22 protein-coding genes are annotated in these 24804 nt (G+C 73.1%); 9 read left to right on the forward strand and 13 right to left on the reverse strand.

Annotation, left to right across the window (positions count from 1 at the left end):
* Positions 1-33: 33 nt before the first annotated feature.
* A complete protein-coding gene (locus IEX42_RS06300) occupies positions 34-477 on the forward strand; it encodes an OsmC family peroxiredoxin (protein ID WP_188779014.1) in 444 nt (147 codons plus the stop codon).
* 58 nt (positions 478-535) lie between these two features.
* On the opposite strand, the gene IEX42_RS06305 is transcribed toward IEX42_RS06300, so the two are convergent.
* Genes IEX42_RS06305 through IEX42_RS06315 form a run of 3 tightly spaced genes read right to left on the reverse strand, consistent with a single transcriptional unit; the run spans position 536 to position 2957 of the window.
* Positions 536-1114: a cysteine hydrolase family protein gene (locus IEX42_RS06305; protein ID WP_188779015.1), complete on the reverse strand. Its 579-nt coding sequence runs from the start codon at positions 1112-1114 to the stop codon at positions 536-538.
* 11 nt (positions 1115-1125) lie between these two features.
* A complete protein-coding gene (locus tag IEX42_RS06310) occupies positions 1126-2505 on the reverse strand; it encodes an MFS transporter (RefSeq protein ID WP_229660655.1) in 1380 nt (459 codons plus the stop codon).
* Positions 2502-2957 carry a MarR family winged helix-turn-helix transcriptional regulator gene (locus IEX42_RS06315; protein ID WP_188779016.1) on the reverse strand — a complete coding sequence of 152 codons (456 nt, stop codon included), beginning with the start codon at positions 2955-2957 and terminating at the stop codon, positions 2502-2504. The genes IEX42_RS06310 and IEX42_RS06315 overlap by 4 nt, the downstream gene beginning before the upstream one ends.
* Before the next feature lie 116 nt (positions 2958-3073).
* On the opposite strand from IEX42_RS06315, the gene IEX42_RS06320 reads away from it, so the two are divergent.
* The 3 genes from IEX42_RS06320 (at position 3074) to IEX42_RS06330 (ending at position 7238) form a co-directional block, all read left to right on the forward strand.
* The gene (locus IEX42_RS06320) at positions 3074-4864 is read left to right on the forward strand and encodes an acetyl/propionyl/methylcrotonyl-CoA carboxylase subunit alpha (protein WP_188779017.1); all 1791 of its coding nucleotides are present in this window, start codon (positions 3074-3076) and stop codon (positions 4862-4864) included.
* A 62-nt stretch (positions 4865-4926) separates the two neighbouring features.
* A complete protein-coding gene (locus tag IEX42_RS06325) occupies positions 4927-6084 on the forward strand; it encodes a glycosyltransferase family 4 protein (protein ID WP_188779018.1) in 1158 nt (385 codons plus the stop codon).
* Positions 6084-7238 carry a hypothetical protein gene (locus IEX42_RS06330; RefSeq protein WP_188779019.1) on the forward strand — a complete coding sequence of 385 codons (1155 nt, stop codon included), beginning with the start codon at positions 6084-6086 and terminating at the stop codon, positions 7236-7238. Before IEX42_RS06325 ends, IEX42_RS06330 begins: the two co-directional genes overlap by 1 nt.
* Positions 7239-7253: 15 nt before the next feature.
* Here IEX42_RS06330 and IEX42_RS06335 read toward each other — a convergent pair whose 3' ends face one another.
* Genes IEX42_RS06335 through IEX42_RS06345 form a run of 3 tightly spaced genes read right to left on the reverse strand, consistent with a single transcriptional unit; the run spans position 7254 to position 10952 of the window.
* Entirely contained in the window at positions 7254-8474 is a 1221-nt protein-coding gene (locus IEX42_RS06335; protein WP_188779020.1) for a SpoIID/LytB domain-containing protein, read from the reverse strand.
* A gap of 49 nt (positions 8475-8523) precedes the next feature.
* Positions 8524-9930 (reverse strand): NAD(P)H-quinone dehydrogenase, encoded by a 1407-nt coding sequence (locus IEX42_RS06340; protein WP_188779021.1) that lies wholly within the window; start codon positions 9928-9930, stop codon positions 8524-8526.
* 23 nt (positions 9931-9953) lie between these two features.
* Positions 9954-10952: a siderophore-interacting protein gene (locus tag IEX42_RS06345; RefSeq protein ID WP_188779022.1), complete on the reverse strand. Its 999-nt coding sequence runs from the start codon at positions 10950-10952 to the stop codon at positions 9954-9956.
* A 112-nt stretch (positions 10953-11064) separates the two neighbouring features.
* Between IEX42_RS06345 and IEX42_RS06350 the strand changes: the two genes are divergently transcribed.
* The 4 genes from IEX42_RS06350 (at position 11065) to IEX42_RS06365 (ending at position 15621) form a co-directional block, all read left to right on the forward strand.
* Positions 11065-12744, forward strand: a complete 1680-nt coding sequence (locus IEX42_RS06350) for an APC family permease (protein WP_188779023.1) — start codon at positions 11065-11067, stop codon at positions 12742-12744.
* 9 nt (positions 12745-12753) lie between these two features.
* Entirely contained in the window at positions 12754-13548 is a 795-nt protein-coding gene (locus IEX42_RS06355; RefSeq protein WP_188779024.1) for a purine-nucleoside phosphorylase, read from the forward strand.
* Between the two features lie 21 nt (positions 13549-13569).
* Positions 13570-14574 (forward strand): aldo/keto reductase, encoded by a 1005-nt coding sequence (locus IEX42_RS06360; RefSeq protein ID WP_188779025.1) that lies wholly within the window; start codon positions 13570-13572, stop codon positions 14572-14574.
* Positions 14575-14814: 240 nt separating this feature from the next.
* Complete coding sequence (locus IEX42_RS06365; protein ID WP_188779026.1) at positions 14815-15621, forward strand: crotonase/enoyl-CoA hydratase family protein; 807 nt, start codon at positions 14815-14817, stop codon at positions 15619-15621.
* Between the two features lie 53 nt (positions 15622-15674).
* On the opposite strand, the gene IEX42_RS06370 is transcribed toward IEX42_RS06365, so the two are convergent.
* Positions 15675-16106 carry an SRPBCC family protein gene (locus IEX42_RS06370; protein ID WP_188779027.1) on the reverse strand — a complete coding sequence of 144 codons (432 nt, stop codon included), beginning with the start codon at positions 16104-16106 and terminating at the stop codon, positions 15675-15677.
* Complete coding sequence (locus IEX42_RS06375; protein ID WP_188779028.1) at positions 16103-16696, reverse strand: LOG family protein; 594 nt, start codon at positions 16694-16696, stop codon at positions 16103-16105. Before IEX42_RS06375 ends, IEX42_RS06370 begins: the two co-directional genes overlap by 4 nt.
* Positions 16697-16713: 17 nt before the next feature.
* Here IEX42_RS06375 and IEX42_RS06380 point away from each other — a divergent pair, with 17 nt between their 5' ends.
* Positions 16714-18372 carry a phospho-sugar mutase gene (locus tag IEX42_RS06380; protein WP_188779029.1) on the forward strand — a complete coding sequence of 553 codons (1659 nt, stop codon included), beginning with the start codon at positions 16714-16716 and terminating at the stop codon, positions 18370-18372.
* Positions 18373-18382: 10 nt separating this feature from the next.
* On the opposite strand, the gene IEX42_RS06385 is transcribed toward IEX42_RS06380, so the two are convergent.
* Genes IEX42_RS06385 through IEX42_RS06405 form a run of 5 tightly spaced genes read right to left on the reverse strand, consistent with a single transcriptional unit; the run spans position 18383 to position 24803 of the window.
* Entirely contained in the window at positions 18383-19030 is a 648-nt protein-coding gene (locus IEX42_RS06385) for a hypothetical protein (RefSeq protein ID WP_188779030.1), read from the reverse strand.
* A 24-nt stretch (positions 19031-19054) separates the two neighbouring features.
* On the reverse strand, positions 19055-20704 hold the full coding sequence (locus IEX42_RS06390) for an L-lactate permease (protein ID WP_229660657.1): 1650 nt from the start codon (positions 20702-20704) through the stop codon (positions 19055-19057).
* A 9-nt stretch (positions 20705-20713) separates the two neighbouring features.
* Positions 20714-22105, reverse strand: coding sequence for a (Fe-S)-binding protein (locus IEX42_RS06395; RefSeq protein WP_188779031.1), 1392 nt, complete (start codon positions 22103-22105; stop codon positions 20714-20716).
* The gene (locus tag IEX42_RS06400; protein ID WP_188779032.1) at positions 22105-23337 is read right to left on the reverse strand and encodes an FAD-binding oxidoreductase; all 1233 of its coding nucleotides are present in this window, start codon (positions 23335-23337) and stop codon (positions 22105-22107) included. Before IEX42_RS06400 ends, IEX42_RS06395 begins: the two co-directional genes overlap by 1 nt.
* Positions 23337-24803 (reverse strand): FAD-linked oxidase C-terminal domain-containing protein, encoded by a 1467-nt coding sequence (locus IEX42_RS06405; RefSeq protein ID WP_188779033.1) that lies wholly within the window; start codon positions 24801-24803, stop codon positions 23337-23339. Before IEX42_RS06405 ends, IEX42_RS06400 begins: the two co-directional genes overlap by 1 nt.
* Position 24804 lies beyond the last annotated feature (1 nt).

The raw sequence follows: 24804 nt of genomic DNA on the forward strand, positions 1-24804 counted from the left end.
ATTGCGCACTCCCTACGCTTCAGGAGGACTCACATGCCGACTCGTACTTCTCGCACCGCGTGGAACGGCGGCCTCGAGGACGGCTCCGGACAGGTCGAGCTGACCAGCTCCGGTGTCGGGACCTACACCGTGTCGTTCCCGACCCGGTCGGCCGACGACGCCAACGGCTCGACCAGCCCCGAGGAGCTGATCGCCGCCGCGCACTCCTCCTGCTACGCGATGCAGCTCTCGGCCTTCGTCGCCGAGGCCGGCGGGACTCCGCAGTCGCTCGAGGTCACGGCCGAGGTCTCGCTCGGCCCGGACTCCGCCGACGGCGGGTTCAAGCTCACCGGCATCGCGCTGAAGGTCGTCGGTGAGGTCGACGGTCTCGACGAGGCCGCCTTCACGCAGGCCGCCGAGAAGGCCAAGGCCGGCTGCCCGGTCAGCAAGGCCCTCACCGGCGTCGAGATCACCCTCGACGCCTCGCTCGAGGGCTGAGCACCCGCACGACCCGGCCAGCACGCCGCCCGCACCGTGCGCGGGCGGCGTGCTGTCGTCAGCCGAGCCGGGCGTCGAGCTCCTCCGTGGTGAGGACGTCCGCCTGGCCCGGGAAGATCCGCGAGAGCAGGAAGTCGTGGACCTCCGGGTCCGGGTCGGCGGTGGCGTCCGAGAGCACGAGCACCCGGTAGTCGCGATCGCTGGCGTCGCGCACCGTCGACAGGGTGACGCCGCTGGTGGAGACGCCCGCCAGCACGATCGTGCCCACGTCCCGCGCGCGCAGCTGCTCATCCAGGTCGGTCGTCGAGAAGGCCCCGACCCGGCTCTTGCGCACGACGGCGTCACCCTCGCGCGGGGCCAGCGCCTCGACCACCTGCGTGCCCGGTGCGTCCGGCCGCATCGCCTCGTTCTCGGCCAGCGCCGCGAAACGGCTGTGGGCCGGCGCGCTCGCGGCCTCCTCGGCGGAGAGCCCGACGCGGACGTAGCCCACGTGGCCGCCGTGCCGGCGGACGACCTCGATCGCCGCCGCGGCCCGCGCGACCTGGGCGTCGGGGTCGGGCAGCCGGCCCACGATCGCCGGCTGGTAGTCCATCACCAGCAGGGCGGTCCGGGCGGGGTCGAGGTCGAGGTCGTCCATGGTGGTCCTCCTCAGGACTCGTCGTGTCGTACGCCGACCGCGCGGAGGCTGCGGTCGGCCAGGGTGAGCAGCGTCATCAGCCCGGAGACCACCACCAGGAACCAGGCCAGCTGGTGCAGCCCGGGAGTGTCCGCGCTCGGGCCGAAGAACGCGCCGGCGGCCGCGGAGGAGGCGATCGCACCGAGGTACATCCCGGTGCGCAGCAGCCCCGCGGACGAGGCGATCCGAGACGCCTCGGCCTGGTGGTACACGGCGTTCTGGTTGCCGAGGTTGAGCAGGCCCTGCGGCACGCCGAAGACCACGATGAGCACGACCAGGAACCACACCGGCGTCGCGCCGTCGAGGAGCAGCAGGAGCATCGAGCCGAGCAGCTGGGCGCACGCACCCACGACCAGCTTGGCGCGGATCTCGGCCCGCCGGCCGGTCAGTGCGGAGACGACCAGCGCGGTCCCGCTCAGCGGCAGCAGCAGCGCCCCGGCCTGGGACGGCGACAGGCCGCGGCCGTCCTGGAGCCACTGGGTGACGCCGTACAGCACCGAGTAGGCGGTGATCCCGGTCAGCAGCTGACGCAGGTAGGTCGCGAGGAGGGCCGGGCTGTGGCCGAGCACCCGCACGTCCAGGAACGGGTCGCTCGCCCGCAGCTCGCGCACGGCGAACAGCACCGCCAGCACGACGGTGAGCAGGAGCAGCCAGGTGTCGTCGAGCGAGGGCTCCATGAGGAACAGCAGCAGGGCGATGAGGGTCCCGGAGAACAGCGCGACGCCCGGCAGGTCGTACGACGGCCGCGCGGCGGTGGGCGGCGTGATCGTGCCGCGCGGCATCCGCAGCCAGGCCAGGACGAAGGTCACCACGGCCAGCGGCAGGTTGACGGCGAAGGTCGCGCGCCAGCCGCCGACGCCGATCAGCAGACCACCCAGCGTCGGCCCGACGACCGCGATCGTCTGGCTGGACACGGCGAGGACCGTCAGGACGGACTGCGGGCTCTCCTCACCGGTCCGTCGCGCCTCGCTGCGGATCAGGTACATCGCCGCGGGATACCCGGCACACGTGCCCAGGCCGAGCACCACCCGGGCCACGACGAGGACGGGCAGGTTCGGGGCGAGGGTGCCGATCAGCCCGCCGAGCCCGATCAGCACGGCACCGGCGAGCGAGAGCCGGCGCGGGCCGAGCACGTCGACGAGCCGCCCGACGACCGGCTGCCCGATCGAGGTCGCCAGGTAGAGGCCCGAGACCAGCCAGGCGGTCTGCGAGGCCGGTGCGTCCAGCGCGCGGCCGATCGGGACCAGCGCGACGGCCACGATCGAGGAGTTGATCGGGTTGAGGACCGCGCCGAGGACCATCACCGGCAGCAGCCGGCGGTCGAAGCGCGAGCGCGCGTCCGTACCACTCACCGCGCCGGACCCGCGTCGGCGTCCAGGACCCGCTCCACCAGCGCGGCGGCCTCCCGGACCGTGCGCTGCTCGTCGGCGTCGAGCCGCTGCGCCAGCGCCGCCACCAGCCACTCCTCGCGGACCGCGCGGGTCTCGGCCAGCCAGGTGCGGCCCTCGTCGGAGACCGAGATCACCTGGCGACGTCCGTCGCCGGGGTCCGAGGCGCGCTGCACCATGCCCCGCTCCTCCAGCGCCGCGACGGTCGCCGCCATCGACTGCGGCCGGACCCGCTCGGCGGCGGCCAGCTCGCTGGTCCCCGCCGGGCCGGACTTCTCCAGCCGGCTGAGCACGGAGGTCTGGCTCGGGGTGAGACCGCCGGACTCCCCCAGCGACTTGAGTCGTCGTCGGAGCCGGCTGTACGCCGTCACCAGGTCGCGGGCCGTACGGACGACCGACTCCTCGCTGGCACCCACCCGCCGATCCTGAAACTAGACAGTCTGAACTGTCAAGTTCAGCCTGCACACCTGGTCACCCGACGGGGGCGATACCGTGCCCTCGGCGTACGACGAGACCAGGAGCGTGACGACCGATGTCCGACGAGACCCCCACCAAGAGCGACGGCCTCCAGAAGGTGCTGATCGCGAACCGCGGCGAGATCGCGGTGCGCGTCATCCGGGCCTGCCGCGACGCCGGCATCGCCTCGGTCGCGGTGTACGCGGAGCCCGACCGCGACGCGCAGTTCGTGAAGCTCGCGGACGAGGCGTACTCGCTCGAGGGCTCCACGCCCGCGGACTCCTACCTCGACATCGAGAAGATCGTGGCCGTCGCGACGAAGTCCGGCGCGGACTCGGTCCACCCCGGCTACGGCTTCCTCGCCGAGAACTCCGACTTCGCCCAGGCCGTCCTCGACGCCGGGCTGATCTGGATCGGGCCGTCGCCGAAGGCGATCGAGAACCTCGGCGACAAGGCGCGCGCCAAGCACATCGCGGTCAAGGTCGACGCCCCGCTCGCACCGGGCACCAAGGACCCCGTGGAGGGCCCCGAGGAGATCACGAGCTTCGCCGAGGAGAACGGCCTCCCGATCGCGATCAAGGCCGTCTACGGCGGCGGTGGGCGCGGCCTGAAGGTCGTCCGCACGATGGAGGAGATCCCCGACGCGTTCGAGGCCGCGACCCGTGAGGCGGTCTCCGCCTTCGGTCGCGGCGAGTGCCTGGTGGAGAAGTTCCTCGACCACCCGCGGCACGTCGAGACCCAGTGCCTGGCCGACCAGCACGGCAACGTCGTGGTGGTCTCCACCCGCGACTGCTCGCTGCAGCGGCGCAACCAGAAGCTGGTCGAGGAGGCGCCCGCGCCGTTCCTCACCGACGAGCAGGTGACCACGCTGTACGAGTCGTCCAAGGCGCTGCTGCGCGAGGCCGAGTACGTCGGCGCCGGCACCTGCGAGTTCCTGGTCGCCCAGGACGGCACCATCTCCTTCCTCGAGGTGAACACCCGCCTGCAGGTCGAGCACTGCGTCTCCGAGGAGGTCACCGGCCTGGACCTGGTCCGCGAGATGTTCCGGATCGCGGCCGGCGAGGAGCTCGGCTACGACGACCCCGAGATCCGCGGGCACTCCATCGAGTTCCGGATCAACGCCGAGGACGGCGGTGCGAACTTCATGCCCGCGCCCGGCACCCTGACCGTCTTCGACCCCCCGAGCGGCCCCGGCGTGCGCCTGGACGGCGGGTACGTCGCCGGCGAGACCATCCCCGGCTCCTTCGACTCCCTGATCGCCAAGCTGATCGTCTCCGGTCGTGACCGCACCCAGGCGCTGGAGCGCTCGCGGCGCGCGCTGGCGGAGTTCGTGGTCGACGGGATGCCGACCGTCATCCCCTTCCACCAGGCGGTCGTCGCGGACCCGGCGTTCATCGGTGACGGTGAGGGCTTCGACGTCTACACCCAGTGGATCGAGACCGACTTCGACAACCAGATCGAGCCGTACTCCGGCGACCGCGGCGAGGCCGAGGAGGCCGGCGAGCGGCAGCGCGTGGTCGTCGAGGTCGGCGGCAAGCGCCTGGACGTGGTCCTGCCCGGCGATCTCGGCGGCCTGTCGGTGGGGGGCGGGTCCGCAGCGGCCAAGAAGCCGAAGAAGCGCAAGGCCGGCGCTGCCGGCGCAGCGGTCAGCGGCGACGCCGTCACCAGCCCGATGCAGGGCACCATCGTCAAGGTGGTCGTCGAGGACGGCGCGAGCGTCGCCGAGGGCGACTCCATCGTCGTCATCGAGGCGATGAAGATGGAGCAGCCGCTCAAGGCGCACAAGGCCGGCACGGTCTCCGGGCTCACGGTCGGCGTCGGTGACGGCGTCGGCAACGGCGACGTCGTCTGCGAGATCACCGACTGACGTTCACGCGGGGGTCGCGCGCGGTTCGTCCGTACGTGAGGTGAGCGCGGCACGGTGTCGGCGTGACGGCACCGGTCAGCTTCCTCCTCCTCGACAGCACGGGGCACGGCGGACTGGCGCGCACGGTCCTGAACCTCGCGAACCAGCTGGTCGCGCACCGGCCGGTCCGGGTGATCAGCGTGCTGCGCCGCGGGCAGGAGCCGCGCTACACCCTCGACCCCCGCATCGAGCACGAGGTGCTCGTCGACCTCGTCAAGGGCCCCGGCCCCCTCGACCGGGCGCGGCACCGGCGGCCGAGCCGGCTGGTCCCGCAGCCGCCTGACGACGGACCCGGCGACGGCGCGCTGACCGGCCTGGTCGACCACGCGCTGCGCCGCCGGCTGTCCCGGCTGGAGCCGGGGACGCTGGTCACGACGCGCCCGACGCTGCACCTGGCCGCGACGCGGTGGCGCGCGAAGGGCGTGCGGGTCGTCGGCTGGGACCACCTGAACTACCCGTGCCGCTACCGCCAGCCGTGGCTCGCCTCCGTCCTCGACGCCGCGATCCCCTCCCTCGACGCGTGGGTGGTGCTGACCGACGCGGACGCCTGCGACTACCGCGAGCGGTTCGCGCTCGGCCCGGAGCGCGTGCGCGTCATCCGCAACGCCCTGTCCTGGGCACCGGCCGCCGAACCCGCGCCGCTGGAGGCCAAGCGCCTGGTGGCGGCCGGCCGTCTGGTGCCGGTCAAGGGCTTCTCGCGCCTGATCGACGCCTTCGCCGGGGTCGCCCGGATGCATCCGGACTGGTCCCTGGACATCCACGGGGAGGGACCGCGCCGCGAGGCGCTGCAGGCGCGGATCGACGCGCACGGGATCGATGACCGCGTCCGCCTGGCCGGGTACGTCGACGACATGGCCGCCACCCTGCGCGGCGCGTCCGGGCTGGCGATGACCTCCTCTGCGGAGGGCTTCCCGATGGTGCTCCTCGAGGCGATGGCGGAGGGCGTGCCGATGGTGGCGATGGACTGCCCGCGCGGGCCCGCCGAGATGGTGCGCGACGGCGAGAACGGCTTCTTGGTGGCCGAGGGCGACGTGGCCGGCTTCACCCGGGCGCTGCACACGCTGATCGGGGACGCCGAGCTGCGCCGGAGCCTGGGCAAGCAGGCCTGGCTGGACGCGGAGTCGTACACCACCGAGCGGATCGTCCAGGACTGGCTGGAGCTGCTGGACGGGGTCGCCTGATGGCGGCGAAGGGCCGGCCGACGCCCCGGGTCCACCTCCACGTCGGGCTGCCCAAGTCGGGGACCACGTTCCTGCAGTCCTCCCTGGCGCGGCACGAGTCGCACCTGGCCGACCTCGGCGTCGACCTCCCCGTCGGCGACGCGGTGATGGTCGACGCCGCGCTCGACGTACGCCGCGAGTACGACGGCTTCGGCCGCGACCCCGAGCGGGTACGGGGCGCGTTCGCCCGCGTCGCCGAGCGGGTGCACCAGTCGGCCGGCCGCGGGCGCCACTCCGTGCTGTCCCACGAGCTGCTGGGGGCGGCGACCGCCGAGCAGGCGCAGGCGGCCCTCGATCTCCTGGCGCCCCTCGAGGTGCACCTCGTCGTCACCGCCCGTGACCCCGCCAGGCAGGCCCTGGCGGAGTGGCAGGAGGGGATCAAGCACGCCCGCCGCCTGCGGTTCGAGAAGTTCACCCGCACCGTCCTGAACGGCGAGACCGACTCCGAGCACGCGCGACGCTTCCGCGGCGCGCAGGACCTGACCGCGGTGCTGGACCGGTGGGGGCGCTCGCTGCCGCCCGAGCGGGTCCACCTGGTCACCGCACCCCCGCGCGGCACCGACCCGAGGGTGCTCTGGGGCAGGTTCGCCGAGGCACTCGGCATCGACGCCACGGACCTCGAGCCCGCGGGCCGCGAGCACGGCAACGCCTCGCTGGGGACGGCCGAGATCAGCGTGCTGCGCCAGGTGAACCGCGCGCTGAGCCGCGACCACAAGGGCGTGCTGGACCGCCCGCGGTACGGACGGACGGTCAAGCGGGTCTACGCCCAGCAGGTCCTCGCCGGGCTCGGGTCACCCCGCCCGGTGCTGCCGGTCTCGCTGGTCGGGCCGATGCGCGACCGGGCCGAGCTGTGGGCCAAGGCCGTCGACGCGGCCGGCTGGCAGGTGCACGGCGACCTCGACGACCTGCTGCCCGCCGAGCCCGAGCCGGGCTCCCCGCACCCCGACGACGTCGAGGCCGACGCGCTGCTCTCCGCCGCGATCGACGGCACGGCCGGACTGCTCGTCAGGCTGGCCGAGGAGCAGGACCGGGTCATGGAGCTGCAGGCCGAGGTCGAGCGGCTGCGACGCAAGCGCCGCAAGCTCAAGGAGCGGCTGGCGCGGAAGTCGGGCTGAGTCGTCGGCCGGCGCTCAGGCGCCGAACCAGAACCAGGTCGAGCGGAGCCCCAGCACGGCGCGCATCGTGTCACCACTGATCGAGACCGACGTCTTGGTGCCCACGAGCTTCAGCGTCGAGACCCGGCCGCCCCACTGCGGCCCGCCCGACGTCGGCCCCTGCCGCCCGGTGACCACGATCGAGCGCAGCCGGCCGATCGCCGGGTAGCGCTGCTGCAGGGTGCTCGTCGAGACCGGCGTCGACCAGGTGTGCACCGTGTTGCGGCTGGTGGCGTCGTACGGGTCGCTGCGCGCCACGAGGTACGGCACGCTCCCTGCGGCGCTCCAGCCGCCACTGCTGGCCGAGAACTGCGTGAACGCCGGCTTGCCGGCGTACGTCAGCACCTTCCCGGACGTCGCCGCGATCGCCTTGTCCGCCAGCGGGTGCTCGCCGGCGACGCCCGCGTACACCTGGCACGAGGTCGTGTCGCAGATGTCGGAGTACGAGCGGCCGCCGTCCCCGTGGGCACGGGACCACACGGCGTACGTCCTCGCCGCGACGGCCTGCGCGCGCACCGCCTCGGTGCTCCACGAGGCCGGCATCTCCCGGGCGACGACGCCACGCAGGTAGCTCTCCAGCGGCAGCGTGTTCACGACCTCCCGCGACGCCGAGCCGGCGCGCGTGGTGATCGCGGCGACGCGGTCGCGCAGGACGGTCCGCGCCGAACCCTGGACCGTCGTGACCGTGCCGGCGACCGGGTTGCGGAAGACGCCGTCGCGGGACAGGACGTGCCAGCGCTTCCAGGTGCCGCTCTGCAGGAAGTCCACGGCACTGCGCGTCCCGGACGTGGTCAGGCGCCACCGGGTGATCCCGGCGGCCGTGGGCAGCGTGTTCCAGGTGCGCACGCCACTGTCGAGCAGCTGCAGGCCGGCGTGCGGCTGCACCAGCAGCGGTGCGGCGATCCGGGTCATCCGCACCCGCATGTCACCGCTCGTGCGGGACAGGGTGGTGCCGGGGTAGTAGAAGGCGAGGATCCTCTCGTGGCCCAGCCCGCGCGCGGCCGCACCGTCGGCGCCGTACTGCGACATGCCGTGGCCGTGCCCGAAGCCGTGACCGACGACGGTGAAGCGACCGCTCGCCGGCACCGTGAAGGTCTGAGAGACCGTCGCCGCGGACGCGGTCGACCCGGTGCCCGCCGCAGTGAGGAGCGCGGCGACGAGCACGAGCAGCAGGGAGACGGCGCGAGGCGGGAGCACCGCCGAAGACTACGGAGGAAGATGTCCGTTTCGTCGGTTTTTCCGAAACTCAGGCCGGCCGGTGGTGCAGCCGGCGCGCGGCCTCCGCGACCGAGCCGCTCATCGACGGGTAGACGGTGAACGCCCCGGCGAGAGCGTCCGCGGTGAGGGACTGCGAGACCGCGATGGACAGCGGGTGGATCAGCTCCGAGGCGCGAGGACCGACGACCACTCCCCCGACCACGATGCCGGTCCCGGGGCGGCAGAACAGCTTCACGAACCCGTCCTTGACCCCCTGCATCTTGGCCCGCGGGTTGCCGGCGAGGTCGAGGCGTACGGACTCGGCGACGATCTCTCCCTCGTCGACGGCCTTCTGCGACCAGCCGACGGTCGCGATCTCGGGAGAGGTGAAGACGTTGGACGAGACGTGCTTGAGATCCAGCGGTGCCACGGCGTCGCCGAGGTGGTGCTGCATGGCGATCCGGCCCTGCATCGCCGCGACGGAGGCGAGCATCAGCACGCCGGTGCAGTCACCCGCGGCGTACACCCCGCGCGCGGTGGTGCGCGAGACCCGGTCGACCGTGACGAAACCTCCGTCGCCGAGCGCCACCCCGGACTCCTCGAGCCCGATGCCGGCGGTGTTCGGGACCGAGCCGAGGGCGAGCAGGCAGTGCGACCCCTTGACGGTGCGGCCGTCGGTCAGCGTCACGGTCACGGTGTCGCCGTCGCGGGTGACCGACTCCATCCGGGACCGGTGCATCACCGTCATGCCGCGGCGCTCGAGGACGTCCTCGAGCACCTCGGCGGCGTCGGCGTCCTCGCCGGGCAGCACGAGGTCACGGCTGGAGACCAGGACGACGTCGACGCCGAGGTTGAGGTAGGCGGAGGCGAACTCCGCGCCGGTGACCCCCGAGCCCACCACGATCATCCTGCTGGGGACCTCGTCGATGTCGTAGACCTGCTCCCAGGTCAGGATCCGCTCGCCGTCGGGCTGCGCGCTCGGGAGGGTGCGCGGAGCGGCGCCGGTGGCGAGCAGGACCATCGAGGCGTCGAGGGTCTCGGTGCCACCGTCCGGGAGGTCGACGACGACGCGCTGCGGCCCGTCGAGCCGACCGCGCCCGGTCACGACGCGGACCCCCTCCCGCTCCACGCGGCGCGCGATGTCGCGCGACTGCGACTCGGCGAGCGCCTTGACCCGCCGGTTCACCCGGGCCAGGTCGACGACGACACTCGTCGCGGCGTCGCCCTCGGCGTCGGTGAAGTTGACGCCGAGCTCGGGGGCGACGACGAGGTCGCCCATCAGCTCGGAGGTGGCGATCAGCGTCTTGGAGGGCACGCAGTCGGTGAGCACGGCGGAGCCGCCCAGGCCGTCGGTGTCGACGACCACGACCTCGGCGCCGAGCTGGGCAGCGACGAGCGCGGGCTCGTACCCGCCAGGACCTCCACCGACGATCACCACGCGTTCCACGTGGCCCATCCTGCCGGAGCGGTCAGGAGCGCCTACGACCGCATCGAGACGCCCTCGCGCCAGTAGCCCATGAAGGCGACCTGCGCACGCTCCCAGCCGAGCTCGCTGACCAGCGCCCGGCGAAGCGTGCGGACGACGGTCGACTCACCGGCGATCCACGCGTAGCAGCGCAGGTGGTGCGGCAGCGTCTCGCCGATCTCCTCACCGGAGGCGGAGTAGGCCGGCGTCTCCCAGACGTCCACCTCGTCGGGCGGCAGCGGCGTGACCTGATCGGCGGGGTCGCCCGGCTGCTCGGTGAGCCCGACGTGACGGCGGACGGCGGGGATCGCCTTGGCCCCCCAGGGCGATCCCTTGCGGACCAGCCAGCGCACGTCGACGCCGTCCGGGGCCCTCAGCAGCTGCACGTCGTCGCAGACCGGGACCTCCAGGAAGGCCACCCCGTGCGCGTCCGGGTCGACCTCGGCGAGCTGCTCGAGGATCGCGGCGACGGCCGGCACCCCGGTCTCGTCGGCGACCAGGAGGAGCGTCTCGGCGTCGCCCGGGCCGAACTCGATCCCGCCGAAGCCCACCCCGCGTCGCGGGCCGACGATCACGCAGCGGTCACCGGGTCGTGCCGCCGCGGCCCACGCGGCCCCGGGCCCGGTCGGCGGGTCCCCGTGGACCGCGATGTCGACGACGACCCGGGTGTCGGTCCCGGAGCCGCGGACCTCGCGGACGGTGTAGGTGCGCATGTGACCGCGCTCCTCGGCCGGGATGTCCAGCCAGGTGGTGTACCAGGACTCGTCGGCACCGTCGATGACCGGCAGCCGGCCGGACTCCCCCGGGACGACGAGCTTGATCCTCTGGTCGTACGAGGGCCCGTCGACGCCGAACTCGGCCAGGCAGTCGCCGCCGAGCTCGAGGCGTACGAACGTCGGCGAGAGCCACTGCGAGGACACCACCTCGACCTGGTCGAGGACGAACAGCCGGTCGAGCCGGCGAGGCGCGGCGGGGTCGGTGTCGTACGCGTCCTGCGACGCCTGCGTAGCCATGCAGGTAAGGCTACCCTCACTTGACTCTGGGGCCAATGAGGTAGGTGATTGGTTGTCCAGGGCAAGCGTACGAGGCGGCTCGCCCGGCCGCTGAGAGCCGATGAGGACCCCTATGACCAGCACGCCCACGAAGGACGCACCGAGCGAAGCCTCGGAGCCGAACCTCAAGCGACACATCGGACCGGTCGGCCTGCTGTTCGCCAGCGTCGGCTCGATCATCGGATCCGGCTGGTTGTTCGGCGCCCTCAACGCTGCACAGACCGCCGGCCCGGCCGCGATCATCTCGTGGGCCCTCGGCGCCGTCCTCATCCTCTTCATCGCGCTGTGCTACGCCGAGCTGGGCGTGATGTTCCCGCTCTCGGGCGGCGTCGTCCGGATGCCCCACATCAGCTTCGGCAACTTCGCCAGCTTCACCTCCGGCTGGATCACCTACGTCGCCGTGGCCACCACGGCGCCCATCGAGGTCGAGGCCGCGCTGCAGTACGGCACGAAGTACGCCGACTTCACCAACCAGTCGACGGTGAACGGCGAGTCGGTCTACACCCTCACCGCTCTCGGCTACGGAGCCGCCGTCGTCCTGATGGCGGTCTTCGTGCTGATCAACTACTTCGGCATCCGCTGGTTCGCCCGCATCAACAACGCGCTGGTCACGTGGAAGCTGGTGATCATCGTGCTGGTGGTCGTGGCGTTCTTCGTCACCGCCTTCCACGGCTCCAACTTCAGCGCCATGGACGGGTTCGCCCCGGACGGCCCGCACGGCATCTTCACCGCGATCGCGACCAGCGGGATCGTCTTCTCGTTCCTGGGCTTCCGCCAGGGCATCGAGCTGGCCGGTGAGACCGACAACCCTCGGCGCAACGTGCCGCTCGCGGTCGTCGGGTCGGTCCTGGTCACCGCGATCATCTACATCCTGCTGCAGATCGCCTTCATCGGCGCCCTGCCCGGGGACGTCCTGTCCAAGAGCGGGAGCTGGGGCAACCTCGACTTCGCGAACTCCTTCGGCCCGCTCGCCGCGATCGCCACGATCCTCGGTCTGGGCTGGCTGGCGACGCTGCTCTACGTCGACGCCGTCGTCTCCCCCGGCGACACCGGTCTGATCTACACGACGGTGACCTCGCGCATCTCCTACGCGATGTCGCGCAACGGCAACGCGCCCGAGGCGCTGTCGAAGACCACCCGGTCGGGCGCACCGCTGGTCAGCCTCGTGCTCGCCTTCGTGATCGGCCTGATCGCCTTCCTGCCCTTCCCGAGCTGGCAGCAGCTGGTCGGCTTCGTCAGCTCCGCGACGGTCCTGTCCTTCGCCTCCGGACCCCTCGTGTTCGCCGCGCTGCGCCGGCAGATGCCCGACCGCGAGCGCCCCTTCCGCCTCCCGGGCGGTCACGTGATCCCGTTCCTCGCGTTCTACGGCTCCAACCTGATCGTCTACTGGTCGGGCTGGACGACGGTGTGGAAGCTGATGCTGGCCGTGGTCATCGGCTTTGTGCTGCTGGCGATCTTCTCCGCCACCGGCGGGCTCCGCGGGCAGAACCTCGACCTGAAGTCGGGGCTGTGGGTGCTGCCGTGGCTGGCCGGGCTGACGGTGCTGTCCTACGTCGGCAGCTACCCCGAGCCCGCTGCCGGCAACCTGGACCTGCTGAGCTTCGAGGGCGCCCTGCCCCTGGTGCTCCTGCTCTCGGCGATCATCTACGCGATGGCGTACTTCATGCGCCTGTCGCCCGAGGCCGCCGAGGCGTACGCCGCCGAGACGGTCCGCGAGGCGGCGGCCGAGGACGCCGAGCTCTCGGGTCACTAGGGTCCTCGGGTGACGACGTACACCGAGGAAGCAGCAGCGGCCGCCCGGGTCCTGGCCGAGAGGACCGGCGTCGAGCGCCACGACGTGGCGCTGGTGATGGGGTCGGGCTGGCTGCCCGCCGTCGACGCGCTGGGCACGACGACGGCGGAGGTCGCCAGCACCGAGCTGCCCGGCTTCGCGCCGCCGGCCGTCGCCGGGCACGCCGGCACCATCCGGTCGGTCCGCTCCGGTGACCGCGACCTGCTGGTCTTCCTCGGCCGTACGCACCTGTACGAGGGCCTCGGCGTACGGCCCGTCGTGCACGGCGTCCGTACCGCAGCCGCGGCCGGGTGCCGCGCCGTCGTCCTCACGAACGGCTGCGGCGGCCTGGACCCGTCCTGGTCGCCCGGCACGCCGGTGCTGATCAGCGACCACGTCAACCTGACGGCGACGTCGCCGATCGAGGGGGCGAGCTTCGTCGACCTCACGGACCTGTACTCCCCCCGCCTGCGCGCGCTGTGCCGGTCGGTGGACGCCTCGCTCGCCGAGGGCGTGTACGCGCAGTTCCGCGGCCCGCACTACGAGACCCCTGCGGAGGTGCGGATGGCCGGGGGGCTCGGAGCCTCGCTGGTCGGCATGTCCACCACGCTCGAGGCGATCGCGGCCCGTGAGGCGGGGATGGAGGTGCTCGGGCTGTCGCTGGTCACCAACCTCGCCGCCGGGATCTCTGACAGCCCGCTGAACCACGAGGAGGTCCTCGCCGCCGGCAAGGCCGCCGCGACGCGGATGGGAGACCTGCTCGCCGCCGTCGTCCCCGGCATCTGAGGGCGTGCCACAGTGGAGGGCATGACCTTGACGACCCGCACGCTCGGCACCGGACCGACCGCACTCGACGTCTCGGCCCTCGGGTTGGGCTGCATGGGGATGAGCGAGTTCTACGGCACCACCGACGAGGGTCAGGGGGTCGAGACGATCCAGCGGGCGCTGGACCTCGGCGCGACCTTCCTCGACACCGCTGACATGTACGGCCCGTTCGTCAACGAGCAGCTCGTCGGTCGCGCGATCGCCGGCCGGCGCGAGGAGGTGCAGCTCGCGACCAAGTTCGGCAACGAGCGCGCCGAGGACGGCACCCGCCTGGGCGTCAACGGCAGGCCGGAGTACGTCCGCTCCGCCTGCGACGCCTCGCTGCGCCGGCTGGGCGTCGACCACATCGACCTCTACTACCAGCACCGCGTCGACAAGACCGTCCCGATCGAGGAGACCGTCGGAGCGATGGCGGAGCTCGTGGAGGCCGGCAAGGTGCGCCACCTCGGCCTGTCCGAGGCCTCGCCCGCGACCATCCGCGGCGCCCACGCGACGTACCCGATCACGGCGCTGCAGACGGAGTACTCCCTGTTCACCCGGCACGTCGAGGACGAGATCGTCCCCGTGCTCCTCGAGCTCGGCATCGGACTGGTGCCGTACTCCCCGCTCGGGCGCGGGCTGCTCACCGGCGCGATCACGCAGACGCCCGCGGAGGGCGACTCGCGCGCGACGTCGTACTTCCCGCGCTTCCAGGGCGAGGCGCTGCAGACCAACCTCGCCCTCGTGGACGCGGTCCGCTCGCTGGCCGACGCGAAGGGGTGCACGCCCGGGCAGCTCGCGCTGGCCTGGGTGCTGGCGCAGCAGGACGTCCTCGGCGTCGGTGTCGCCCCGATCCCGGGGACGAAGCGGGTGCGCTACCTGGAGGAGAACGTCGGCGCCGCCGACGTCGACCTCACCGACGAGGACCTCGCCTCGCTGGAGCGCGCCGTGCCGCGCGGCGCCGTCGCCGGGGAGCGCTACGGCGACATGAGCTCGATCGACGCCTGAGCGCTCAGCGCGCGGGTGACAGGGTGCGCGACGGGGAGGGTGCCGGGTTCCGTCGTCCCCGAGTGCAGGTTCCCCACGGCATGCAGGGACATCGACGGCGAATCGACCATCGGCTCGAGCTCCCCACAGTGAGCTGTCACTCCCCGTGGTGGGCCCACCGTGGGGAGTGACAGCTCGCCTGCATACCGTGATGAAGCTGCACCCCCGGGGCACCGCCGACGGCGCCCGTACGCTGGAGCGGTGCCCGAGCCGTCGTACGTCACCTGCACCGTCGCCGACCACATCGCCCACGTGCGGCTCGACCGCGCGGACAAGCTGAACGCGCTGACCCTGGACACGCTGCGCCAGCTCGCCCGGACCGCCCACGACCTGCGCCGCGACCGGCAGCTGCGCGCGGTTGTGCTCTCGGGTGAGGGCGAGGCGTTCAGCGCCGGGCTCGACTTCGGGGCCGTGGTGCGCGACCCGCTCGGGATCGTGACCTCGTTCCTGCCGCGGCCCTGGCGCGGCACGAACACCTTCCAGGAGGCCTGCTGGGCGTGGCGGCGCCTGCCGGTGCCGGTGGTCGCAGCCGTGCACGGTCACTGCCTGGGCGGCGGGCTGCAGCTCGCACTTGCGGCGGACTTCCGGATCGCCTCACCGGACTCGCAGTGGTCGGTGCTGGAGGCCAAGTGGGGGCTGATCCCGGACATGACCGGGATCCGCACCCTCGCCGAGCTGGTCGGCATCGACACCGCCAAGCGGCTGACGATGACCGGACAGCTGCTCACCGGCACGCAGGCCGAGGCGAAGGGCCTGGTCACCGAGCTGGCTACCGACCCGCTGGCAGCGTCCTTCGACCTCGCCCACGAGCTGGCCCGCCGCTCCCCCGACGCGCTGGCCGCGGCCAAGCGGCTGTTCAACGGTCACTGGCGCTCGGGCGTACGACGGGTGCTCGCGGCCGAGCGGGTCGAGCAGGCCGCGCTGCTCGCCGCGGCCAACACCAAGGCCGCCCGGTCGGCGGCGTTCGGGCACAACGAGCCGGTCTTCGGGCCTCGCACCCGGGTCTAGGCTGCGTCGCTCAGCCGCTGGCGCGCAGCAGGCCGTGGCTCGAGAACCGTGTCCTAGGAGACGCGCCGCGCCAGGCCGCGACGGCAGCCCCGCATCATCCAGGCGTGGTTGAGCCGCAGGGCCGGGCCGAGGACCCGTGCGGCCCGCGCGAGGCCCGGGCGGCACACCTCGACCTCCTGCCGGAAGTCGACGTGGGTGCCGGTCCCGGTGTCGGAGAGCTCAAAACGGCACCAGCCCTCGAGGTCACCCTCGAGCCGGACCCCGAGCACCCCGGCGTCCGGGTCCTCGCGCTCGGAGGTGAGCCAGAGGTCCAGGTCGAGCGGGGCGAGCGAGCGGCAGACCGCCCGGCCGGTGGTGTCGCTGACGAACGCGACCGCGCGGACCTGGGGCCACCAGGCGGGGTACCACGCGACGTCGCGGAGGACGTCGTACACCACGGGGCGCGCAGCGGTGACGTCCCAGGAGTGGGTGAAGCGGAAGCTCATGCCTCGGTGCGGTCCGCCCACTTCGAGGTGCGCGGCGGCTCCCAGTCCTCGAAGCGGTCCAGCAGCCGGTCGGCGTCCTCGTCCACGAGAAGCATGTCGGCGTGGTCGCGGGACAGGAACCCGGCGGCGACGGCGTGGTCGAGGAACGCCACGAGCGGCGCCCAGTAGCCGGCGACGTCGAGCAGGCCGATCGGCTTGTCGTGGATGCCGAGCTGCAGCCAGGTGAAGGTCTCGAACAGCTCCTCCAGCGTGCCCGAGCCACCCGGCAGCACGACGAACGCGTCGGAGCGGTCCATCATCTCGAGCTTGCGCTCGTGCATCGACCCGACGACGGCGAGCTCGGTCAGACCGGTGTGGCCGACCTCCTTGTCCTGCAGGCTCTGCGGGATCACGCCGACGACCTCGGCGCCGGCGGCGAGCGCGGCGTCGGCCAGCGTGCCCATCGTGCCGACGGACGCGCCGCCGTAGACCAGGCCGAGGCCGCGAGCGGCCAGCCGGGCCGCGAGGTGCTCGGCGGCGGCGACGTACGCCGGGTCGTTGCCGGGGCTGGAGCCGAGGTAGACGCAGATGCGTTGCGAGGTCCCCTTCACGCGACCAGGTTAGTAACGTGCCCTCGGTGAGCGATCTGCAGGACCGGGCGAGCGCCTGGCTGGCCGAGGACCCCGATCCGGCGACCCGTGAGGAGCTCGCGGACCTGCTGGCCCGCGCGGACGACCCGGACGTCGCTGCCGACCTCGAGGACCGCTTCGACGGCACGCTGGAGTTCGGCACCGCCGGTCTGCGAGGCCGGCTGGGGGCCGGGCCGAACCGGATGAACCGGGTCGTGGTGCTGCGCGCGGCGGCCGGCCTGGCGGCGTACCTCCGCGACACCGGCGCCCAGGGCCCCGTCGTCATCGGGTACGACGCCCGCCACAACTCGGAGGTCTTCGCCCGCGACACCGCCGAGGTGATGGCCGGTGCGGGCCTCACCCCGCTGCTGCTCCCCCGCCCGCTGCCGACACCGGTCCTGGCGTACGCGATCCGCGACCTCGGCTGCGCGGCCGGGGTGATGGTGACGGCGAGCCACAACCCGCCGCAGGACAACGGCTACAAGGTCTACCTCGGCGACGGCAGCCAGATCGTGCCGCCGGCCGACGCCGAGATCGCGTCCCGGATCGCCGCGGTCGGCGCGCTGGCCGACGTGCCGCGCGGGTCCGACGCCGAGGTGCTCGGCGACGACCTGCTGGAGCGCTACGAGAGCGTCGTCGCCGGGCTGGTCGGCGACGGACCCCGCGACCTCTCGCTCGTCTACACGCCGATGCACGGGGTCGGCGGGGACGTCGCGACGAGCGTGCTGCAGCGAGCGGGGTTCGCCGCACCGCACGTGGTGCCCGAGCAGGCGGACCCCGACCCGGACTTCCCCACCGTCGCCTTCCCCAACCCCGAGGAGCCGGGGGCGATGGACCTGGCCCTCGCCCTGGCCGCCGAGGTCGGCGCCGACCTCGTGGTCGCCAACGACCCGGACGCCGACCGGTGCGCCGTCGCGGTGCCCGTCGAGGGCCAGGGCTGGCGGACCCTGCGCGGCGACGAGGTGGGCGCACTGCTGGCCCACAGCCTGCTGTGGTCCGGCCGCACGGGGGTGTACGCCGCCTCGATCGTCTCCTCCTCGCTGCTCGGGAAGATGGCGTCCGCCGCCGGCCAGCCCCACGCCGAGACGCTGACCGGGTTCAAGTGGATCGGGCGGGTCGACGGCCTCGCGTACGGGTACGAGGAGGCGCTCGGCTACTGCGTCGACCCCGCGCACGTGCGCGACAAGGACGGCGTCTCCGCGATGCTGCTGGTCTGCGAGATGGCGGCCGGGCTGAAGGCCCGCGGCGAGACCCTGCTCGACGTGCTCGACCGGCTCGCGACCCTGCACGGGCTGCACGCGACGGACCAGCTCAGCGTGCGGTTCGACGACCTGTCGGCGATCCCCGCGACGATGGACCGGCTGCGCTCGGACCCGCCGTCCTCGCTGGGCGGGCTGGACGTCCTCGCGGTGGACGACCTCGCCGAGGGCTCCGCGGACCTGCCGCCCACCGACGGGCTGCGGTTCGCGATGTCGCAGTCGGCGCGGGTGGTCGTGCGCCCGTCGGGGACCGAGCCGAAGGTGAAGTGCTACCTCGAGGTCGTCGTCCCGGTCGAGGAGACCACCGAGAACGACCAGCCCGTCGCCGCCGCACGCATCGTCGCCGCCCAGCGCCTCGACGCGATCAAGGCCGACCTCAAGGCCGCCGCCGGGCTGTAGCGGGCCGCGGCTACAGCGCGAGCGTCACCACGAGGGCGACGACGAGCACTGCCGCGGGGACGACGTCGAGCAGCGCCCACTCGCGTCGTACGGCGGGGGCCTCCTGGCCGGCGCGGGCGTCGCGCACCTGGAGCACGGCGCGGGCGACGGTGTCCTCGAGCAGGTCGGCGGTCTCGGTGGACTTCGGCGTGCTGCTGCCACCGGGGACCCCGATCCCGTTGCCGCCGAGGAACCGGCCGCCCCAGGCGCCGGGGGTCGGCACGACACCCTCCGCGGACGGGCGGACCATCTGTCGCATCGTCCGTCCGACACCGACGCCGGTGTAGGCCCGCTCCTCGGTGGACACCTTCGTCACCGAGCGCACCGTCACGTAGCGGACCCGCTGCAGCGGCACGTGCACCGTGCTCAGCGGGTTGACCAGGACGAGCGCGTCGGCGGCGATGCTCACCCGCGGGCGCAGCAGGTACGCGTGCACCAGCACCGCGACGACCAGCAGCACCAGCACACCGCGGACGGTGGCGAGGCCGGAGGTCTCGACCACGACGACGTACACCCCGACGGCGACCAGCAGCAGCCCGAACCAGCCGGTGACCGTGCCCGACGTCGGTGGGAAATCGACGTCGCCGACCACGGAGCGGCGGTCGTCGGGTGTGGGCACGCGCCCCAGGCTACGGGGCCGACGTCAGGGCACCATCCAGCCGAGCACCGGCGTCGACTGCAGCCCGACGATCACGCACATGAGGACCAGCATCAGCAGGCTCCAGCCGATCACCTTGCGGAAGATCTCGCCCTCCTGCCCGGACATCCCGACGGCGGCGGCCGCGATGGCGAGGTTCTGCGGGCTCACCATCTTCCCCAGCACGCCGCCCGAGGAGTTCGCCGCCGACATCAGCACCGGGTCCAGGCCCGCCTTGGCGGCGGCCTGGACCTGCAGCGCTCCGAACAGCGAGTTCGACGAGGTGTCCGAGCCGGTGACCGCGGTCCCGATCCAGCCCAGGATCGGAGAGAGGATCGCGAACGCGCCGCCGGTCCCGGCGAGCCACACCCCGAGGGACGCGGTCTGCCCGGACAGGTTCATCACGTACGCCAGGCCGAGCACCGCCATGACCGTGATGACGGCGGCGCGCAGCTCGACGTAGGTGGAGGCGTACGTCGCGGCCACCTTCCCCCACGGGAGCCTGAGGATCGCGACACTGATCAGCCCCGCGATCACGAGCAGGGTGCCGGCGGCCCCGAGCCAGTTCAGCTTGAACGTCGTGGCCACCGGGTCGCCGGCGGCGTTGGCGATGTCGAGTCCCGGCCAGTCGAAGACGTACGTGAACGGCTCCTTCGCCAGCAGGTCCGTGACCGCCGGGATCGCGGTGACGGAGAAGATCACGATGATCACGACGTACGGCGCGTACGCCTTCAGCACGTCGGCGCGCGAGTCGTGCTCGGCCACCTCCTCGGTCACCGGCCGGTCCGCCGCCACCGTCTCCGCCGGAGACCAGACCCGCACCAGCAGCACCAGCGCCCCCGCGGCCAGCAGCGAGGCGACGATGTCGGTCAGCTGGACCGAGAGGTAGTTGGCGGTGGCGAACTGCGCGAGTGCGAACACGACGCCGCAGACCAGCCCCGGCAACCACGCCTGCCGGAGCCCGCGGCGCCCGTCGATGATGAAGATCAGGATCAGCGGCACGATCAGCGCCAGGATCGGCGTCTGGCGGCCCACCATCGACCCCAGCGTCCCGAGCGCGTTCGCGTCGGAGAGCCGCGGGTCGTCGGAGACCCCGGCGACGATCGGGGCGAGCGTGACGACCGGGATGCCGATCGCGCCGAAGGCCACCGGTGCCGTGTTGGCGACGAGGGCGACCACCGCGGACTTCAGCGGTGCGAAGCCGAGCGCCATCAGCATCACGGTGCAGATCGCGACCGGTGTGCCGAAGCCGGCGAGCGCCTCCAGCAGCGCACCGAAGCAGAAGGCGATGATCACGCCCTGGATCCGCTGGTCCGGGCTGACCCGCTCGAAGGAGCGGCGCAGCACCGCGAAGTGGCCCGAGGCGACGGTGAGGTTGTAGATCCACACCGCGTTGAGCACGATCCACATGATCGGGAAGAAGCCGAACAGCGCCCCGTCGAGCCCGGCGCTGATGCTCTGCCCCACGGGCATCCCGAACAGCACGACCGCCACCACCAGCGCGGCCAGCAGCGAGACCAGCCCGGAGACCCAGGCCCGGATCTTGAGCCCGCCGAGCATCACGAACAGCACGGCGAGCGGGATGAGCGCGCACAGGGCGCTGAGGGTGAGCGAGCCGCCGACGGCCTCGGGGTCCTGGGTGAACATGTCGAACATGGCCTCTCCTCAGGCTCTCAGCGTCTCGGCCGACAGGCCGCGGATCGAGGCGTCGAGCACCTCGACGGTGTGCGCCATCCCCATCGGGTGACCGGACCGCTCCACCGACGAGCGCACCTGCATGAGGCAGCCCGGGTTGGCCGTCACCAGCACCTCGGCGCCGGTGGCGACGATGTTCTCCGCCTTGCGGTCGCCGAGCTCCTGGGCCGGGCCGGGGTGGAGGATGTTGTAGATCCCCGCCGAGCCGCAGCACAGCTCGCCCTGCGGGATCTCGCGCAGCTCCAGCCCGGGGATGGCGCGCAGCAGCCGCCTGGGCTGCTCGCGCACGCCCTGGGCGTGAGCCAGGTGGCAGGCGTCGTGGTACGCGACCGAGACCGGCAGCGGGTGCCGCGGCGCGACGGTCCCCAGCTCGTCGAGGATCTCGGCGACGTCGCGGACGCGGGACGCGAAGTCGGCGGCCCGGTCGGCGTACGCCGGGTCGTCGGCGAGGAGGTCGGCGTACTCCTTCATCGTCGAGCCGCAGCCGGCCGAGTTCACCACGACGTGCTCGACGCCGGCTCCTTCGAAGGTGTCGATCAGGGCGCGGGCGTACGCCTGTCCCTCCGGCTCGCGGCCGTTGTGCACCGAGAGCGCACCGCAGCAGGCCTGCGCCTGCGGCACGACGACGTCGCAGCCCTCCGCCTGCAGCACCCGTGCGGTGGCGGCGTTGACGCCGGGGAAGAACGCGCCCTGGACGCAGCCCACCAGCAGCCCCACCGTGGCCCGCCGCTCACCGGTCGCGCGGATGTGCGGGGGCAGCGGCAGCGGCTTCGTCAGGCGCGGCGCGAGCCCCTCCATCGCGGCCAGCTGCGGGGAGACACGTTCCAGCAGGCCAGTGCGTCGCATCGCGCGGTCCAGGCCCGTGGCCTGCAGCAGCCGCAGCGGACCGCGCAGCAGCCGCAGCCGGCGCGGGTGCGGGAAGATCTCGAAGATCAGCCGGCGCAGCGCCCGGTCGGCGAGACCGCGGTCGTGGACCCGCTCGACCTGGGCGCGGGTCTGCTCGATGAGGCGGTCGTACTGCACCCCCGACGGACAGGCCGTCACGCACGCCATGCAGCCCAGGCAGGCGTCGAAGTGGCCGACCACCTCGGGGGTCAGCGGCTCGCCCTCCAGGCCCTGCTTCATCAGGTCGATCCGCCCGCGCGGGGAGTCCATCTCCTCCCCCCAGAGGACGTACGTCGGGCACGTCGGCAGGCAGAAGCCGCAGTGCACGCAGTCCCCGATCAGGGCCGCGTCCGGTGGGTGGTGCTCGTCGAAGGAACCGGCCGCGCCGGTCGGTGCCGGGGCGGCGTACGCGTCCAGCACCGAGCCCGTCTCGCCCACGTCGCCGGCCCTGTCGCCCGGCTGCTGGTCGGTGGTCATCAGATCCCTCCCACGAATCGGCCCGGCGCCAGCCGGTGCTCGGGGTCGAAGCGGTCCTTGACCCGGCGCATCAGGTCCAGGCCCGCGTCCCCACCGGGCACCGGTCCCCACACGTCGACGACCTGCTTGACCTCGGCGGGCGCGTCGACGACGACGGCCGAACCGCCGAGGAGCGTGCAGGTCGCGCGCAGCCGCTCGACCGCGACCGCGACGTCGGCGGCGGGCGCGGGCGGCAGCGCGGCGTACAGGACGCCGGTCCCCGCCGAGCCGCGCACCCGGGCCCCCACCCCGTGGGCGGCGCCGAGCAGCTCGCCGACCCCGGAGAGCAGGCAGGTGAGCTTGAGACCGGTCTCCCCCGGTGCCCACGGGTACGTCGGGTCCGGCTCCGCGTCCAGGTCGGCGGCCGTGGGGCCGAGCAGCTCGCGCGTGGCCGCGCAACGCTGGACGACGCCGGCCTCACGGCCACCCAGGAGCACGGCCACGCGGAAGCCTCCGCCGTCGGTCGTCTCGACCTCCACCGCGTGCGGGACGACCTGCGCGTGCACGACCCGGTGCACGACCTCGTGCGCCCGCACCGCGTCGGGTACGTCCACCGCGACCCACCGGCGCGCCTCGGGCACCGGGTGCAGCCGGAACACGGCCTCGGTGACCACGCCGAGGGTGCCGTACGACCCGATCAGCAGCTTGCCGAGGTCGTAGCCCGCGACGTTCTTCACCACGCGACCGCCGGCGTGGGCGACCACGCCGTCGGCGCGCACGACGGTGACGCCGATCAGCAGGTCGCGCACGGTGCCGACCAGCATCCGCTGCGGCCCGGAGGTGTGCGCGGCCAGCGTGCCGCCCATGCTCGCGCCCGGGACGGTGTCGTCGACCACCAGCCGCTGGCCGGCCGTGGCGACCTGCGCCTGCACGTCCTCGAGCCGGGCTCCGGCCTGGGTCTCGACGATCAGGTCGCCCGCGGCGTGGTCGAGCACCGCGTCCATCGCGGCGAGGTCGACGACGACGTCGGCCGCGCTGGGTGGCCGGCCCCAGGTCTGCTTCGTCCCTCGTCCGCGGGGCACGACGCTCAGCCCGTGCGCGGCTGCCGCGCGCATCACCTCGGCCACCTCGTCGGTGGACGCGGGCCGTGCGACGAGACCGGCGGGGGTGCCGTCGACCGCGTCGCCGGGGCCGGCCGGGGTCACCGGGCAGGCCGATCCCAGCGCCGACTCCGCGGCCTGCGTCACCGTCATCAGAAGACCTCGGCCAGACCGGCCTGCTGCAGCGGGTGCGGGGCCTTGTGCCGGCCGGGCACCTCGCCGCACAGCCGGGGCGTCGGGAAGACCTTGCCGGGGTTCGAGACGCCCGCCGGGTCGAACGCGCAGCGGACCAGCTGCATCGTGTCCAGGTCGTCGTCGGAGTACATCCGCGGCATGTACTTCGCCTTGTCCGCACCGACCCCGTGCTCGCCGGTGATCGACCCGCCGTGCTCGATGCACAGGTCGAGGATCGCCCCGGACACCTCCTCGGCGGCGTCGCCCGCGCCCTCGACCGCGTCGTCGAACAGCACCAGCGGGTGCAGGTTGCCGTCGCCGGCGTGGAAGACGTTGGCCACGCGGACCCCGGACTCCTCCGAGACCCGTCGGATCGCGGTGAGCACCTCCGGCAGCGCGGTCCTCGGGATGACCCCGTCCTGGACGATGTAGTCGGGGCTGATCCGGCCGACCGCGGCGAAGGCCGACTTCCGGCCGCGCCAGATCGCGGCGCGGTCCGCGGCGTCGGTGGCCAGGCGCTGCTCGAAGGACCCGGCCTCCTCGCAGAGCCGAGTCACCTCGGCGTACTCCTCCTCGACCTCGCTCGCCGCCCCGTCGAGCTCGATCACCAGCACGGCACCCGCACCGTCGGGGTAGCCGCACTGCACCGCTGCCTCCGCGGCCTCGATGGCCAGCGCGTCCATCATCTCGATCGCGGCGGGGATGATCCCCGCGGCGATGATCTTCGAGGTCGCCGCGCCCGCCTGGTCGGTGGTCTCGAAGCCGACCAGGAGCGTGCGGACCTCCTCGGGCAGGCGGACCAGCTTCAGCGTCGCCGCGGTGAGCACGCCGAGCGTGCCCTCGCTGCCGACCACGGCGCCGAGCAGGTCGTACCCCGGCGCGTCGGGTGCGCCGGTGCCCAGTGGGACCGTCTCGCCCTGCGGGGTGACGAGGTCCGCCGCGAGCACGTGGTTGGTGGTGAAGCCGTACTTCAGGCAGTGCGCGCCACCGGAGTTCTCCGCGAGGTTGCCGCCGATCGAGCAGACCTGCTGGCTCGAGGGGTCCGGTGCGTAGTAGTAGCCCTCCGGCGTCGCCGCGCGCGTCACGTCGAGGTTGATGACGCCGGGCTCGACGACCGCGCGCTGGTCGTCGCGCCGGACGGCGAGGATCGCGCGCATCCGCGACGTCACCACCAGTACGCCCTCGGCGTGCGGCAGCGCCCCACCGGACAGGCCGGTGCCGGACCCGCGGGCGACGTACGGCACGCCGTGCTCGGCGCAGGCACGCACGATCGCGGCCAGCTGCTCGGCGTCGGCCGGGACGACGACCAGGCCCGGGGTGACGCGGTAGTGCGCGAGCCCGTCGCACTCGTAGGTCCGCAGCCGGGCCCGCTCGGTGATCACGTCCTCGGGCGCGAGCAGCCGGTGCGCCACCGCGGCGACAGCGTCCAATCCCGGGGACGTCACG

Origin of the sequence: Marmoricola endophyticus (assembly GCF_014644415.1) — a bacterium.
Classification (GTDB): Bacteria; Actinomycetota; Actinomycetes; order Propionibacteriales; family Nocardioidaceae; genus Marmoricola; species Marmoricola endophyticus.

Coding starts and splice junctions, on each gene's coding strand:
- IEX42_RS06300 (WP_188779014.1), top strand. CDS start 34: ATGCCGACTCGTACTTCTCGCACCGCGTGGAACGGCGGCCTCGAGGAC.
- IEX42_RS06305 (WP_188779015.1), bottom strand. CDS start 1,114: ATGGACGACCTCGACCTCGACCCCGCCCGGACCGCCCTGCTGGTGATG.
- IEX42_RS06320 (WP_188779017.1), top strand. CDS start 3,074: ATGTCCGACGAGACCCCCACCAAGAGCGACGGCCTCCAGAAGGTGCTG.
- IEX42_RS06330 (WP_188779019.1), top strand. CDS start 6,084: ATGGCGGCGAAGGGCCGGCCGACGCCCCGGGTCCACCTCCACGTCGGG.
- IEX42_RS06340 (WP_188779021.1), bottom strand. CDS start 9,930: ATGGGCCACGTGGAACGCGTGGTGATCGTCGGTGGAGGTCCTGGCGGG.
- IEX42_RS06345 (WP_188779022.1), bottom strand. CDS start 10,952: ATGGCTACGCAGGCGTCGCAGGACGCGTACGACACCGACCCCGCCGCG.
- IEX42_RS06350 (WP_188779023.1), top strand. CDS start 11,065: ATGACCAGCACGCCCACGAAGGACGCACCGAGCGAAGCCTCGGAGCCG.
- IEX42_RS06360 (WP_188779025.1), top strand. CDS start 13,570: ATGACCTTGACGACCCGCACGCTCGGCACCGGACCGACCGCACTCGAC.
- IEX42_RS06370 (WP_188779027.1), bottom strand. CDS start 16,106: ATGAGCTTCCGCTTCACCCACTCCTGGGACGTCACCGCTGCGCGCCCC.
- IEX42_RS06390 (WP_229660657.1), bottom strand. CDS start 20,704: ATGTTCGACATGTTCACCCAGGACCCCGAGGCCGTCGGCGGCTCGCTC.
- IEX42_RS06395 (WP_188779031.1), bottom strand. CDS start 22,105: ATGACCACCGACCAGCAGCCGGGCGACAGGGCCGGCGACGTGGGCGAG.
- IEX42_RS06400 (WP_188779032.1), bottom strand. CDS start 23,337: ATGACGGTGACGCAGGCCGCGGAGTCGGCGCTGGGATCGGCCTGCCCG.